Source organism: Algorimicrobium bowmanii, from assembly GCF_054031195.1.
This window is the reverse complement of sequence record NZ_CM132929.1, coordinates 2394765-2408714: the sequence shown is the minus strand read 5'-3', so window position 1 is coordinate 2408714 and position 13950 is coordinate 2394765. Positions and strand designations below refer to the sequence as shown.

The 13950-nt window shown below is 33.6% G+C and carries 15 protein-coding genes; 13 read left to right on the top strand and 2 right to left on the bottom strand.

Annotated features, from left to right (window positions below; genetic code table 11):
* Nucleotides 1–37: 37 nt before the first annotated feature.
* Nucleotides 38–424 (top strand): pyrophosphohydrolase domain-containing protein, encoded by a 387-nt coding sequence (locus tag ACW5R3_RS10730; protein ID WP_456577017.1) that lies wholly within the window; start codon nt 38–40, stop codon nt 422–424.
* 43 nt (nt 425–467) lie between these two features.
* On the opposite strand, the gene ACW5R3_RS10725 is transcribed toward ACW5R3_RS10730, so the two are convergent.
* Nucleotides 468–1538: a branched-chain amino acid aminotransferase gene (locus tag ACW5R3_RS10725; RefSeq protein WP_456577016.1), complete on the bottom strand. Its 1071-nt coding sequence runs from the start codon at nt 1536–1538 to the stop codon at nt 468–470.
* 114 nt (nt 1539–1652) lie between these two features.
* Between ACW5R3_RS10725 and ACW5R3_RS10720 the strand changes: the two genes are divergently transcribed.
* The 4 genes from ACW5R3_RS10720 (at nt 1653) to ACW5R3_RS10705 (ending at nt 4327) form a co-directional block, all read left to right on the top strand.
* Complete coding sequence (locus tag ACW5R3_RS10720; RefSeq protein WP_456577015.1) at nt 1653–2159, top strand: DUF4920 domain-containing protein; 507 nt, start codon at nt 1653–1655, stop codon at nt 2157–2159.
* Nucleotides 2159–2605 carry a hypothetical protein gene (locus tag ACW5R3_RS10715; protein WP_456577014.1) on the top strand — a complete coding sequence of 149 codons (447 nt, stop codon included), beginning with the start codon at nt 2159–2161 and terminating at the stop codon, nt 2603–2605. Before ACW5R3_RS10720 ends, ACW5R3_RS10715 begins: the two co-directional genes overlap by 1 nt.
* A gap of 1 nt (nt 2606) precedes the next feature.
* Nucleotides 2607–3284: a tRNA (5-methylaminomethyl-2-thiouridine)(34)-methyltransferase MnmD gene (gene mnmD / locus ACW5R3_RS10710; protein WP_456577013.1), complete on the top strand. Its 678-nt coding sequence runs from the start codon at nt 2607–2609 to the stop codon at nt 3282–3284.
* Between the two features lie 137 nt (nt 3285–3421).
* Nucleotides 3422–4327, top strand: a complete 906-nt coding sequence (locus ACW5R3_RS10705) for a TIGR01777 family oxidoreductase (protein WP_456577012.1) — start codon at nt 3422–3424, stop codon at nt 4325–4327.
* Nucleotides 4328–4376: 49 nt separating this feature from the next.
* Here ACW5R3_RS10705 and ACW5R3_RS10700 read toward each other — a convergent pair whose 3' ends face one another.
* Nucleotides 4377–5030: a YceI family protein gene (locus ACW5R3_RS10700; protein WP_456577011.1), complete on the bottom strand. Its 654-nt coding sequence runs from the start codon at nt 5028–5030 to the stop codon at nt 4377–4379.
* Between the two features lie 159 nt (nt 5031–5189).
* On the opposite strand from ACW5R3_RS10700, the gene ACW5R3_RS10695 reads away from it, so the two are divergent.
* From ACW5R3_RS10695 to ACW5R3_RS10660, 8 genes are all read left to right on the top strand, one after another.
* A complete protein-coding gene (locus ACW5R3_RS10695) occupies nt 5190–5732 on the top strand; it encodes a nucleotide exchange factor GrpE (protein ID WP_456577010.1) in 543 nt (180 codons plus the stop codon).
* 2 nt (nt 5733–5734) lie between these two features.
* The gene (dnaJ, locus tag ACW5R3_RS10690; RefSeq protein ID WP_456577009.1) at nt 5735–6862 is read left to right on the top strand and encodes a molecular chaperone DnaJ; all 1128 of its coding nucleotides are present in this window, start codon (nt 5735–5737) and stop codon (nt 6860–6862) included.
* A 297-nt stretch (nt 6863–7159) separates the two neighbouring features.
* Nucleotides 7160–8086 (top strand): ABC transporter ATP-binding protein, encoded by a 927-nt coding sequence (locus tag ACW5R3_RS10685; RefSeq protein WP_456577008.1) that lies wholly within the window; start codon nt 7160–7162, stop codon nt 8084–8086.
* Between the two features lie 2 nt (nt 8087–8088).
* Nucleotides 8089–9399, top strand: a complete 1311-nt coding sequence (locus ACW5R3_RS10680; protein ID WP_456577007.1) for an ABC transporter permease — start codon at nt 8089–8091, stop codon at nt 9397–9399.
* Nucleotides 9400–9404: 5 nt separating this feature from the next.
* Complete coding sequence (locus tag ACW5R3_RS10675; protein WP_456577006.1) at nt 9405–10307, top strand: mechanosensitive ion channel family protein; 903 nt, start codon at nt 9405–9407, stop codon at nt 10305–10307.
* 2 nt (nt 10308–10309) lie between these two features.
* The gene (locus ACW5R3_RS10670; RefSeq protein WP_456577005.1) at nt 10310–11473 is read left to right on the top strand and encodes a sigma-54-dependent transcriptional regulator; all 1164 of its coding nucleotides are present in this window, start codon (nt 10310–10312) and stop codon (nt 11471–11473) included.
* 129 nt (nt 11474–11602) lie between these two features.
* Nucleotides 11603–12481 (top strand): PPK2 family polyphosphate kinase, encoded by an 879-nt coding sequence (locus ACW5R3_RS10665; protein ID WP_456577004.1) that lies wholly within the window; start codon nt 11603–11605, stop codon nt 12479–12481.
* A 71-nt stretch (nt 12482–12552) separates the two neighbouring features.
* A complete protein-coding gene (locus ACW5R3_RS10660) occupies nt 12553–13926 on the top strand; it encodes a M20/M25/M40 family metallo-hydrolase (RefSeq protein WP_456577003.1) in 1374 nt (457 codons plus the stop codon).
* Nucleotides 13927–13950 lie beyond the last annotated feature (24 nt).

The window sequence follows — 13950 nt, the reverse complement described above, 5'->3', positions numbered from 1 at the left end:
TGAAATGCCTAAGAATATAAATTTTAAAATCCTTAATATGAAAAATAAAATAGAGGCCGTAAAAGCCTTTCACACAGCATTTAAAATTGGTCATCTAGAATCTCCAAAAGCAGATTTAGGAGCTTCAAAAAACATGCTTCGTTACAAGCTTATGCGTGAAGAAAATGAAGAATATTTAGAAGCAGCTTCAAACAACGATCTTGTTGAGGTAGCAGATGCTCTAGGTGATATGCTGTATATTTTATGTGGAACAATTATAGAACACGGTTTACAAGATAAAATAGAAGCCGTTTTTAATGAGATACAGCGTAGTAATATGAGTAAGCTAGGTGAAGATGGCGAACCTATTTATAGAGCGGATGGTAAAGTTTTAAAAGGGCCAAATTATTTTAAACCCAACTTAAAAGATATAATAGAAAACTAGAATAAAAAAAGCAGCTTAAAAAGCTGCTTTTTTTGTGAAAATATTATTTTATTTCATAACGCCATCCATGTTTATCTTCCGATAAATTATGTTGAATGTCTAATAAGTTTTTCTTTAATGTCATAGCATATGAGACATCTAAATCTGGTATTTCAAAAACTTCATTACCATGTTCAAAAGCTGAAATAGGACTAATTACAGCGGCAGTACCAGTTCCAAATATTTCTTTTAGGCTACCATTTCTAGAAGCTTCTTTAATTTCACTTACCGTAACACGACGTATTTCTAAAGGAATATTATTATCCTTAGCTAGTTGAATAATACTCTTTCTTGTAATACCATCTAATATGCGGTCGCTTGTTGGAGCAGTAATTAATTTATCACCAATTCTAAAGAAGATGTTCATAGTACCAGCCTCCTCTAAATATTCATGCGTACTCGCATCGGTCCAAATAATTTGTTGGTAACCTTTTTCTTGAGCTAATTTAGTTGGGTAAAACTGAGCCGCATAATTACCAGCAGCCTTAGCAAAACCAACACCACCATCGGCAGATCTACTGTATTGCTCAGCAAAAATCACACGTACTTTACTCGTGTAATAAGCTTTTGCTGGCGAACAAATAATCATAAAACGATAAGCTTCTGCAGGAGCAGCTGAAATTGCAGGCTCTATAGCAAAAACAAAAGGCCTAATATATAAGGAATTACCAACGCCTGGCTTAATCCAATCTTTATCCATTTCCATTAAGGTTGTTAAACCTTTCATGAAATATTCTTTAGGGAATTCAGGTATAGCAAGTCTTGCTGCAGATTTATTAATACGACTATGGTTATCCTCAGGACGGTATAAAAAAGCATTGCCATTATCGTCCTTATAAGCTTTCATTCCTTCAAATACCGCTTGCCCATAGTGTAATACACGTGCAGATGGATCAATTGTCATAGGCTGATAAGGCACAATTTTTGGTTGTTGCCATTCGCCATCAATATAATCGCAGTAAAACATGTGATCGGTGAATTTGCGTCCAAAATCAATGTTGTTAAAATCTACCTCATGTATCTTCGTTTTTTCAACAGGTACTATATCGATTTCGTAAAGTGTTTGATCAATCATTTTTTATTAAAATTTTGGTTTTGCGAAAGTACTCATTTTTGACCTTATAAAAAACATAAAGTTTACTTAAAAAAAATGTATATTTGACACATGAAAATCCTTAAAATTAGAGTAATGAAAAATATATTTATAGCAATCTGTTTCGTGGTTTTAGCTGTTTCTTGTAAAAATAATGAGCAAACAGAAACGGTAGTAGAAGTGGAACCAACTGAATTAGCTTATGTATCATTTGGAGATGAAATTCAAGCAGATAATGCCCTTACAGCAGCAGAAATCAGCGAGAAATATCAAAACATGAAAGTTGGTGATACAATTCAAACTAAAGCGGTTGCTACTGTAAATAGTGTGTGTCAAGCCAAAGGTTGTTGGATGCGTTTAGATTTAGAAAACGATCAAGAGGTAATGGTGAAATTTAAAGATTACGGTTTTTTTATGCCTAAAAATATCGCTGATAAAGACGTGATTATTAATGGTAAAGCGTATATCACTGAAGTTTCTGTTGATGAACAACGTCATTATGCGCTTGATGCGGGTAAGACTGAAGAAGAAGTAGCAGCTATAACAGAACCAAAACGTACTTTGTCTTTTGAGGCAGATGGAGTTTTGTTAATTGAAGAATAATGAAATTTAGTGCTTTTACAATCTGTTTCTTGGTGTTTTTTTTAAGTTGTAATCAAGCTGATAACAAAACGGTTTCTGAGTCTTCAAAAAAGAAGGAAATAGTTTATGATATGTATGAGCCGTCAGAAATGGCGAATCTCATGAATCAGATGTATGCTTATAATTTAGAGATAAAAGAAGCCATTATTGCAGGTGAAGATATTCATGAATTTCCTTTAGATTTTTTAAAAATTCATACAGCTGAACTATCAGATTTTAAAAAGCGAAATGAAACTTTTGAGAGTTTTTCAAAACTTTTTATTACTGCAGAAAAAGAACTCTATAATCCTCACTCAGAAATGCCTGAAGCAGATAGGTTTAATAATGTTGTGAACGTATGTATTTCATGCCATAAAACCGAGTGCACAGGACCGATACCACGCATAAAAAAACTTTTAATAAAATAGCTTGAAACGACATATAATAACCACAGGCGATGGTTCTAAAACCATACAGATTGATGATTGGGAAGAACAATATCATTCAGTTCATGGCGCTATTCAGGAGGCAAATCATGTGTTTATAAAAACAGGTTTTGATGCGTATTTGGAAAATTCTAAACAGCACCAAATTAGTATTCTAGAAATAGGTTTTGGTACAGGTTTAAATGCATTAATTACATTGCTTAATGCAGAGGAAAAGTCTGTTTATGTGAATTATGTTGGGGTGGAAGCCTATCCTGTTCAGGAAGCCGAAATATCTGCGTTAAATTATGAAGAACTTTTAGAAGGTAATTCAAGCAAAACTTATTTTAAAAATATCCATAGCACTTCTTGGGAAACAGTTAGTCAGATTTCTGAGTACTTCAAATTAACAAAAAACGAAATGAAGTTTCAAGACATTTCGACTACCAATAGTTTTAATTTAATTTATTTCGATGCGTTCGGAGCCCGAGTTCAACCAGAATTATGGACCGAGACTATTTTTATGAAAATGTATCAGGCATTAAAACCTAACGGCATTTTAGTTACTTATGCTGCTAAAGGTAGTGTGCGTAGAGCAATGCAAGCCGTTGGATTTTTGGTGGAACGTTTACCGGGACCTCCAGGTAAGCGCGAAATGCTACGAGCAACTAAACCTGAATAAACTCAAGTTGTAACTGTTTGATGCGGCTTTAACCTATTACAGATTCAAATAGCTAATGTTTCGTTAATTCTGTTAAACCTTCATTAAATGCACGATAGTTACCTTTTAAATTCAGTATCTTTAAATAAAAAGTTTGCATGAAGGTATTAATTACAGGTGCTACAGGTTTAGTAGGTAAAGCTATTGTTGCGCATTTACATAACCAGCACATAACGGTACATTACCTAACAACTTCAAAACAGAAAATAGAACACCGAGATAACTATAAGGGCTTTTATTGGAATCCTTCAAAAAATGAAATAGATAAGTCCAGTTTAGATGGCGTTACGGCAATAATTAATCTAGCCGGTGCTTCTATATCTAAACGTTGGACATCAGCCTATAAAAAGCAAATATTACATAGTCGATTAGAAAGTTTACGTTTGTTAAAACAGACTCTTTTAAAAACTCCAAATACAGTCAGTCAATTTATTTCTGCTAGTGCCATAGGTATATATCCCGATTCCTTAACTAATTACTATAATGAAGAAACAACCCTTATTTCTAAGAGCTTTTTGGGACAAGTGGTTGAACAATGGGAAACCATGGTAAATAGTTTTAAAACGCTTAACCTACAAGTGTCATTAGTACGCATAGGTTTAGTTTTGGACAATAAGGAAGGTGCTTTACCTGAAATGGTTAAGCCTATAACATATTATGTAGGTGCGCCTTTTGGTTCTGGAAACCAATGGCAATCCTGGATTCATATATATGATTTAGCAGCAATATTTGGACATGTTCTAGAGCATAATATTACAGGAGTTATTAATGGCGTAGCTCCAAACCCTGTTACAAACTCTGAGTTAACAAAAGCTGTAGCTACAGTATTACATAAACCGCTCTTTTTACCTGGAATACCAAAAGTGTTTATGAAACTCCTTTTGGGCGAGATGCATATTCTTCTTTTTGAAAGTCAACGTGTAAGTAGTAAATACGTAGAAGAAACGGGGTTTAAATTTAAATTTGCAAACCTTAAACCGGCATTAATTAATTTATTGGCATAAAAAAAACCGCTACTTTATAGCGGTTTTTTTTATGTGTTTAACAAATATATTAAGCTTTGTTAGCTGTAATGGTTATTTGAATTTCCATATCATCATTAATAAATTTATCACCTAAATCTTCAAAAAAGGATTGCGATTTATACTTAATATTCCATTTAGAACGGTCTACTGTAAATGTTTCGCTTGTAATTGTAACAGTTCCGTTGGCATCATTAACACTTACAGGAATTGTAATGTTGTTTGTTACATCTTTCATTCGTAAATTTCCAGATAACATATTTTTTCCATTTTCGGTATTAAAGCCAGTTACTTCAAATGCAGCAGAAGGGAAAGTTTCTACATCAAAAAAGTCAGCACTTTTTAAGTGTCCTGATAGTTTACCATGGCTTTCTTCAGTTTCCGGAATATCGGTAACATATAACGAGTTCATGTCTATTAAAAAACTACCGCTTTCAACAACATCTCCATTCATTGTAAAAACACCACTTTCAACTTTTATAGTTCCTGTATGCGATCCTGTAGGTTTAAAACCTTTCCACATAATTGTTGTTGCTTCTGTGTCAACAAGGTATTTGGTAGAAACTTCTGTTACTTCAGCAGCTTGTTCTGCCTCAGTAGTACTTGCTTCTTGAGCTTTATCTTTACAGCTCGTAAAACTTACAGCTAGTGCTAATGTTAGTATTGTAAAAAATTGCTTTTTCATAATTATATATTTTGTTTGTGTTAATTACCAAAAATAAGAATTACTCACTACAATTTATTTAAAAAAACATTAAATTATTTTGTGACATTTTGACATTTTAATGATAATGGCAGTACTTTTGCCATCTATAAAGCGTATTTTAAAAAATAGAGATACAAGATGAGTAAGAAAGATAAAAACGAAGAAACTATCAAAGATCAGGTAGAGGAACAAAAAATAGAGAATAACGAGGAAACAACTGAAGATACTCGTACTGTTGAAGAAAAGTTGAATGAAGCTTTAGCACAAGAAAAGGATAAGTTTTTGCGCTTATTTGCCGAATTTGAAAATTATAAGAGACGTACAGCTAAAGAACGTAGTGATTTATTTAAAACTGCAGGTCAGGAAGTGATTCTCTCATTACTTCCAATTTTAGATGATTTTGATCGTGCTTATGCTGAAATTTCTAAAACAGAAGAGAAAGATTTATTAGTAGGCGTTGAGCTTATAAAAAATAAGTTAAATAAAACCTTAGAAGGGAAAGGATTAGAGCTAATGGTTCTTGAGGCTGGAGACGAATTTAATGCAGATAGCCACGAAGCCATTACTCAAATACCTGCTCCAAATGAAGCATTGAAAGGTAAAATTATAGATGTGGTTGAGAAAGGTTACAAATTAGGAGATAAAATAATTAGATTTCCAAAAGTAGTTATAGGACAATAAATATGGCAAAGAAAGATTATTACGAAGTATTAGGTCTAGATAAAAATGCAACTGCAGCCGAAATTAAAAAGGCTTACAGAAAAAAAGCATTGAAATATCATCCTGATAAAAATCCAGATAATACAGAGGCTGAAACTAAATTTAAAGAAGCTGCCGAAGCATACGAAGTTTTAAGTAATGCTGATAAAAAAGCACGTTATGATCAATTTGGGCATCAAGCCTTTGATGGTAATGGTGGTTTCGGCGGTGGCGGAAATATGAATATGGATGACATATTCAGTCAGTTTGGTGATATTTTTGGTGGTGCTTTTGGCGGCGGCGGCGGATTCTCAGGATTTGGCGGCGGCGGTGGCGGCCAACGTCGTGTAAAAGGAACGAATATGCGTATTCGTGTTAAATTATCTTTAGAAGAGATAGCTAACGGTGTAGAGAAAAAAGTTAAAGTTAGACGTAAAGTGCAAGCGCCTGGTACAACCTATACTACTTGTGGTACTTGTAATGGAGCGGGACAAGTAATGCGTGTTACAAATACCATTCTTGGACGTATGCAAACAGCTACTACATGTTCTGCATGTGGTGGAGCAGGTCAAGTAATTGATAAGAAACCAAATGATGCTGATGCTCAAGGTATGCTTGTTAAAGAAGAAACCGTTTCTATTAAAATCCCTGCAGGTGTTGTAGATGGCATGCAGTTAAAAGTTACAGGTAAGGGTAATGAAGCGCCAGGAAATGGTGTTTCTGGTGATTTACTAGTAGCTATTGAGGAAGAAGCACACCAAACATTACAGCGTGAAGGCGATAACTTGCATTACGATTTATATGTGAGTCTTCCAGATGCAGTGTTAGGAACCTCAAAAGAAATTGATACTGTAACCGGAAAAGTGCGTATTAAAATTGAAGCAGGTGTTCAGTCTGGTAAAATTTTAAGACTTCGCGGTAAAGGTATTCCTTCAATCAACGGGTATGGAAAAGGTGACTTATTAGTGCATGTGAATGTTTGGACACCTAAAACTTTAAATAAAGAACAAAAAGAATTTTTTGAGTCAATGAGAGATGATTCTCATTTTAGCCCAAAACCAGAAGTTGGTGATAAGTCATTTTTTGAGAAAGTAAAAGATATGTTTTCATAATAAATGAGCATAATTAAAATAAATAACCCGCTATTATAGCGGGTTTATTGTTTTAGTAATAAGTTAATTGCGAGCTTTCTATAAATGTTTAATAAATTTTACTATATTTGGTTTATTACTATCATTCATAGTAATAATTTTTCTTTTTCATAGCAATTTTTTCCCATCCTTGAGCTTCAGTTTTAGGATGGGTTTTGTTTTTATAAAATTTAAGCGCTATTTCTTTTCGCAAGAAATTTCGTATCTGTTTAGTACATTTAATATATTTACAGTCATTACACTTTTTAATATTTCAGTATGAATAACTTATTGGAAGCGCATAACGTTTCTAAAAAATTTGGTGAGTATACAGCCTTGAATAATGTATCAATAGCTGTACCTCGCGGTAGTATATTTGGGCTATTAGGCCCTAATGGTGCCGGGAAGACAACATTAATTCGTATTATAAATCAAATTACCATGCCCGATTCTGGGCGTGTTACCTTAGATAATTTACCACTACAACCACAGCATATTAAAGATATTGGCTACCTGCCAGAAGAACGTGGTTTGTATAAATCGATGAAAGTAGGCGAGCAAGCTCTGTATTTGGCCCAATTAAAAGGCTTGCCTAAAGCAGAAGCAAAAAAACGCCTGAAATATTGGTTTGATAGATTAGATATTGGCGATTGGTGGAATAAAAAAATTCAAGAATTGTCTAAAGGAATGGCACAAAAGGTACAGTTTATTGTAACCGTTTTACACCAGCCTAAACTACTTATTTTTGACGAGCCATTTTCAGGTTTCGACCCCATAAATGCGATTTTGATTAAAGATGAAATATTAAGACTGAGGGACGAAGGTGCAACCGTAATATTCTCGACGCACCGTATGGAGTCTGTTGAAGAGTTATGTGACCATATTGCTTTAATTCATCAATCCAATAAAATTTTAGATGGTAAACTAAATGATATAAAAAATCAGTTTAAAACAAATACTTTCGAAATAGGAATTCGTGCCAAAAACGAAGCTGTTTTAAAGCAAGAGCTTGCAGAAAAATTTTCAGTATACCCTACTAATTTTAAATCTTTAGGAAATGAACTGAAGCGCAACATAAAATTAGAGGCACACCAATCTCCTAACGATTTATTAAGTTTTTTAACCAGTAGAGGGGAAGTGTCACATTTTGTTGAGCTTATTCCTAGTGCTAATGATATTTTTATTCAAGCAGTAAAAACTAATTAATTATGAATCATTTACCCCTTATCATAAAACGCGAGTATTTTACTAAAGTAAGAAATAAGTCTTTTATAATAATGACCATTTTAAGTCCAATGATTATGATTGGACTAGTAGCTGTTGTTGCTTATTTATCTCAGTTAAACAATAACTCCGAACGTACGATTACTATTTTAGATGAATCAGGAGTTGTTGCTTCAGCATTTGAAGACTCTGGGCATACGAAATATGTAATTCTTGATCAATTATCTTTAGATACGGCTAAAGAAGTTGCGCAAGCACAAGAAAATTACGGACTACTTTATATTAGTGAATTTGACGCTATTAGTGAGGCAGGGAAGGGTGTTAAGTTTTACTCGGAAGAATCGCCTTCCATTTCTGTTATTAATAATTTAGAGCGTAAACTGGAGAAGCGCTTAACCGATTTAAAATTAGAAAGTCAAGGTGTTGATATTGAAAAAATACGCACATCTGAAATTTCGGTAGCCGTAGTTCAAGAAAGCTTTTTAGGAGAAAAAACATCCAAAACAGATAGTATTGTTAAGCTTATTTTTGGAGGCGCTGCAGGTTACTTGCTTTTTATGTTTATCATTATTTATGGAAATATGATTATGCGTAGCGTTATAGAGGAAAAAACTAGTCGTATTATTGAAGTTATTATTTCTTCCGTAAAACCTGTTCAGCTTATGCTAGGTAAAATTATAGGGACCTCTTTAGCCGGTGTCACACAGTTTGTTATTTGGCTATTACTAGGGAGTGTCCTGCTAACCTTAATTTCAGTGTTGTTTAATGTTGATATCATGGAAGCTTCGCCTTCAGGTCAAATGCTCATGCAATCTGGTGCGGATTCCAAACTAACAGACATGGTGCAAAGCGGTGTATTAGCGTTTTATAATTTGCCATTAGCTAATTTAATTTTTGCTTTTTTACTCTTTTTTATTGGAGGTTATTTACTTTACAGTTCCTTATATGCGGCTATAGGAGCAGCAGTAGATAATGAAACTGATACACAGCAATTTTTATTTCCTATCCTAATGCCACTAATTCTGGCTGTTTATATTGGTTTCTTTACGGTTATCGAGGATCCACACGGAACCATTTCAACGGTGTTTTCATTTATCCCTTTTACATCACCGGTAGTCATGTTAATGCGTATCCCTTTTGGTGTTCCAATTTGGCAACAAGTTTTATCTTTATTACTTTTAGTTGGTACTTTTATGCTTACCGTTTGGTTTGCTGCTAAAATTTACCGTGTAGGGATATTAATGTATGGTAAAAAACCAACGTATAAAGAATTATTGAAGTGGATTAAATACTAAGTTACATGCAAGATACACAAGAAAAAATAGAGCATATAGAAGAAGTTGTTACCGAAAGTGGTATTTGGGAGTCTATAATAAGTTTTTTGAAATTAGGTTTTCAATTTGGAACAGAGGATGCCCCAATTAATATAACAGTAGGACTCGCTCTGCTTGTTTTCATTATATACTTAATAACATCAATTGTATTAAATTTTATCCGTAAACTTTATTCTAAACGTTTACCGGAATCCGATAAACCTAAATTTGAAACTGTATTCTCATTTGCCAGGTGGTTAATTTATTTAGTGGTAATTCTTGTTGTTTTCGATTCTGTTGGGATTAATGTAACCGCTATATTTGCTGCCTCTGCAGCCTTATTAATTGGTATTGGTTTAGCTCTGCAAACCCTATTTCAAGATATCATATCTGGGGTTTTTATTCTTGTAGACCAAAGTTTACAAGTAGGTGATATTATTGAAATTGAAGATAAAATTGGTCGTGTAGAAGAAATTAAATTACGTACAACACGCGCTATAACCATTGATAATAGAGTTTTAATTATTCCGAATCACCTTTACTTAACAAACAGTTTATATAATTGGACACAAAATGGCAACTCAACACGCGAAAGTATTTTTATAGGTGTTGCTTATGGTAGCGATGTGCAGTTAGTTAAAAAATTATTACTTGAAGCGGCTAATTCACATCCAGATGTTTTAGAGCCGAAGAATACAACTGTTTTATTTACTGATTTTGCCGATAGTTCACTAAATTTTAAAGTTGTATTTACCGTATATAATAGTTTTACAGCTCATTTACCTAAAAGTGACATTCGTTTTGAAATAGATAGATTATTTAGAGAAAATAATATTTCTATACCATTCCCACAAAGAGATATTCATATCATTGATAAAAGCAACAAATAATTATGCCTAAAATATTAGTAATAGAAGATGAAGCTGCCATTAGACGTGTGCTTGTAAAAATTCTTTCAGAAGAAAACGATACCTATCAAGTAGACGAAGCTGTAGATGGTTTAGATGGGATTGGCAAAATAAAAGACACGGATTACGATCTTGTTTTCTGTGATATCAAAATGCCTAAAATGGACGGTGTTGAAGTACTAGAAGCAGCCAAAAAAATAAAACCAGAAACACCTATTGTTATGATTTCTGGTCATGGCGATTTAGATACAGCGGTAAATACAATGCGTTTAGGAGCTTTTGATTATATTTCAAAACCACCCGATTTAAATCGTTTATTAAATACTGTTCGAATAGCTTTAGATACTAAGACTTTAGTTGTAGAGAACAAAATGCTAAAAAAGAAAGTTAGCAAAAACTACCAAATGATAGGTGAAAGTCCGGCTATTAATCACATTAAAGATATGATTGAAAAGGTAGCCCCTACAGATGCTCGTGTGCTAATTACAGGACCTAACGGAACAGGTAAGGAATTAGTGGCGCATTGGTTGCATCAAAAAAGTGATCGTTCTAAAGGTGCATTAGTCGAGGTTAATTGCGCAGCTATTCCATCTGAACTGATAGAGAGTGAACTTTTTGGGCATGTAAAAGGCGCCTTTACCAGTGCTGTTAAAGACCGTGCAGGGAAATTTGAAGCAGCCAATGGCGGTACCATTTTTTTAGATGAAATTGGCGATATGAGTCTTTCTGCGCAAGCCAAAGTATTACGTGCTCTTCAAGAAAATAAAATACAACGTGTAGGAAATGATAAAGACATTAAAGTAGATGTTCGCGTTGTAGCAGCTACAAATAAAGACCTAAAACATGAAATTTCGGAAGGTAGATTTCGTGAAGATTTATACCACCGCCTAGCGGTAATTCTAATTAAAGTTCCAGCCTTAAATGATAGACGACAGGATATACCGTTGCTTATTTCATATTTTGCAAATAAAATATCTAATGAGCATGGTACGACACAAAAAGCATTTTCTGAAAAAGCCATTCAAAAATTACAAGAATATGATTGGACAGGTAATATTAGAGAACTGCGGAATGTTGTGGAGCGTTTAATAATATTAGGCGAAAATGAAATTAGCGAAAATGATGTGAATATGTTTGCATCTAAATAATTAAAAGGCTTGAATATATTCAAGCCTTTTTTGTTTTATGGTCGGTTTATCAAACCCAATGTGATTTTTCAGTAAGCGTTTATAATTATGTATATTTATAAACTATTAACGAAACGATACGCATTGCTTATGAAATCTATAAAACCAGAAGACTTTAAAGTTAGTTCAAAGACTAATTTAGAAAATTTACAAACAGACTTTAAGCTAAACGCCGATAAAGACGATATCGAAGATGCGCTAAAAGATGTCTGTAAAGATTTGGCAAAAATTCAGAATACTATGTATGCACATGGCAAGTATGCTGTGCTAATATGTTTTCAGGGAATGGATACTGCAGGTAAGGATAGTCTTATTAGAGAGGTTTTTAAGGAATTAAATGCTCGTGGTGTAATGGTTTATAGTTTTAAAACGCCAACAGATCTCGAACTTAAGCATGATTATCTGTGGCGTCACTATATAGCTTTACCTGAACGAGGTAAATTTGGTGTTTTTAATAGAACACATTACGAAAATGTTCTAGTAACTCGTGTTCATCCAAATTATATTTTAAATGAAAAATTACCTGATGTTACGTCTTTAAGTGATATTGATGAGACGTTTTGGGATAAACGTTTTGAACAAATTAATAACTTTGAAAAAACAGTTGCAGAAAATGGAACGTTAATTTTTAAGTTCTTTTTAAATATATCAAAAGACGAACAAAAACAGCGTTTGCTAAGACGTTTGGAGAAACCAAATAAAAATTGGAAATTTTCACCAAGTGACCTTGAAGAACGCAAATTATGGGATCATTATCAAACTTGCTATAAAGATGTCCTCTCTAAAACAAGTAAACCTCATGCCCCATGGTATGTCATCCCTTCTGATGACAAACCTACTGCACGTTATATTGTAGCTAAAATTCTTTACGATACGTTAAAAACCTATAAGGATATTCAGGAGCCTCAAATAGATTCGGCTATTAAAACGAATTTGGAAACTTATATAAAACAATTAGAAAACGACTAATTTTAAGATTCTCTTTAGAAGTTAAATGTATAAATAGTTCTATTTTAGTTTTTTTTAAACGGCCTTATTTTATGAAACATATTTTTTGTACACTTTTATTTTTTGTGATTTTTAATACATCAGCACAAACTGATGCTGATGTCCTAAAAAATATTTATTCTACATCGTTAACAGATGGCAAAAGTTATGAATGGTTAGATTATTTGTCTAATCAAATTGGAGGACGTTTATCGGGCTCTTTAAATGCGGAATATGCCGTTAAATATACCAAAGAACAGTTAGATAGCTTAGGATTGGATAAAGTTTGGTTTCAACCAGTAATGGTTCCAAAATGGGTGCGTGGTAATAAGGAATATGCATTTATAGAAAGTGCATCTGGAGTTACATCTACAGTTAATATTTGTGCTTTAGGAGGCTCGGTGCCAACAACTATCGGAGGTGTCAAAGCAGAAGTTATAGAAGTACAAGGAATTGATGAACTTAAAGCTTTAGGAGAAGATGTTGTTTCAGGTAAAGTTGTATTTTTTAACCGACCTATGCAGGCCGATTTAATTCAAACTTTTCAAGCCTATGGTGGATGTGTAAATCAGCGTTATGCCGGAGCTTTGGAAGCTGGTAAACTTGGAGCAGTGGGTGTTATTGTTAGGTCACTTAGTTTGCGTATGGATGATTATCCGCACACAGGTAGTATGACATATGGCGATTTACCAAACTCACAACGCATACCTTCAGCTGCTATCAGTACAAATGATGCTGAAAAATTAAGCTCTATGTTATCACTTGATAAGGGAATCAAGTTCTTTTTTAATCAAACGTGTCAGCAATTAAAAGATGTTAAATCTTATAATGTGATTGGCGAAATTACCGGCAGTGAATATCCTAATGAGTATATTTTAGTAGGCGGACATTTAGATTCTTGGGATTTGGGTGATGGCTCTCATGATGATGGTGCAGGTAGTGTACAGTCTATGGAAGTTTTAAGATTACTTAAAGAAACTGGAATAAAACCAAAACGTAGTATTCGTGTGGTACTTTTTATGAATGAAGAAAACGGACTTCGCGGCGCTACCGAATATGCAAAAGTTGCAAACCAAAAAGGAGAAAAACATATATTTTCGTTAGAAAGTGATGCCGGCGGATTTACACCACGCGGATTTCAATTTGATGCTGATGATGCTTTTATGACAAAAATTGAAGGATGGAAAAATCTGTTCAAACCTTATTTAATTCATTATTTTGAAAAAGGAGGTAGCGGTGCTGATGTTGGACTGTTAAAAACAAGTACAAATGTTTGTGCTGGTTTACGACCAGATTCTCAACGTTATTTTGATCATCATCATGCAGCAACCGATGTTTTTGAACATGTTAATAAACGCGAGTTAGAATTAGGAGCTGCTACGATGACTAGTTTGGTTTATTTAATTGATAAATACGGAATTAATTAGTATAAAGTTGTTTGTAGTTGAGGT

Coding starts and splice junctions, on each gene's coding strand:
- ACW5R3_RS10730 (WP_456577017.1), top strand. CDS start 38: ATGAAAAATAAAATAGAGGCCGTAAAAGCCTTTCACACAGCATTTAAA.
- ACW5R3_RS10725 (WP_456577016.1), bottom strand. CDS start 1,538: ATGATTGATCAAACACTTTACGAAATCGATATAGTACCTGTTGAAAAA.
- ACW5R3_RS10720 (WP_456577015.1), top strand. CDS start 1,653: ATGAAAAATATATTTATAGCAATCTGTTTCGTGGTTTTAGCTGTTTCT.
- ACW5R3_RS10715 (WP_456577014.1), top strand. CDS start 2,159: ATGAAATTTAGTGCTTTTACAATCTGTTTCTTGGTGTTTTTTTTAAGT.
- ACW5R3_RS10705 (WP_456577012.1), top strand. CDS start 3,422: ATGAAGGTATTAATTACAGGTGCTACAGGTTTAGTAGGTAAAGCTATT.
- ACW5R3_RS10700 (WP_456577011.1), bottom strand. CDS start 5,030: ATGAAAAAGCAATTTTTTACAATACTAACATTAGCACTAGCTGTAAGT.
- ACW5R3_RS10695 (WP_456577010.1), top strand. CDS start 5,190: ATGAGTAAGAAAGATAAAAACGAAGAAACTATCAAAGATCAGGTAGAG.
- dnaJ (WP_456577009.1), top strand. CDS start 5,735: ATGGCAAAGAAAGATTATTACGAAGTATTAGGTCTAGATAAAAATGCA.
- ACW5R3_RS10685 (WP_456577008.1), top strand. CDS start 7,160: ATGAATAACTTATTGGAAGCGCATAACGTTTCTAAAAAATTTGGTGAG.
- ACW5R3_RS10680 (WP_456577007.1), top strand. CDS start 8,089: ATGAATCATTTACCCCTTATCATAAAACGCGAGTATTTTACTAAAGTA.
- ACW5R3_RS10675 (WP_456577006.1), top strand. CDS start 9,405: ATGCAAGATACACAAGAAAAAATAGAGCATATAGAAGAAGTTGTTACC.
- ACW5R3_RS10670 (WP_456577005.1), top strand. CDS start 10,310: ATGCCTAAAATATTAGTAATAGAAGATGAAGCTGCCATTAGACGTGTG.
- ACW5R3_RS10665 (WP_456577004.1), top strand. CDS start 11,603: ATGAAATCTATAAAACCAGAAGACTTTAAAGTTAGTTCAAAGACTAAT.
- ACW5R3_RS10660 (WP_456577003.1), top strand. CDS start 12,553: ATGAAACATATTTTTTGTACACTTTTATTTTTTGTGATTTTTAATACA.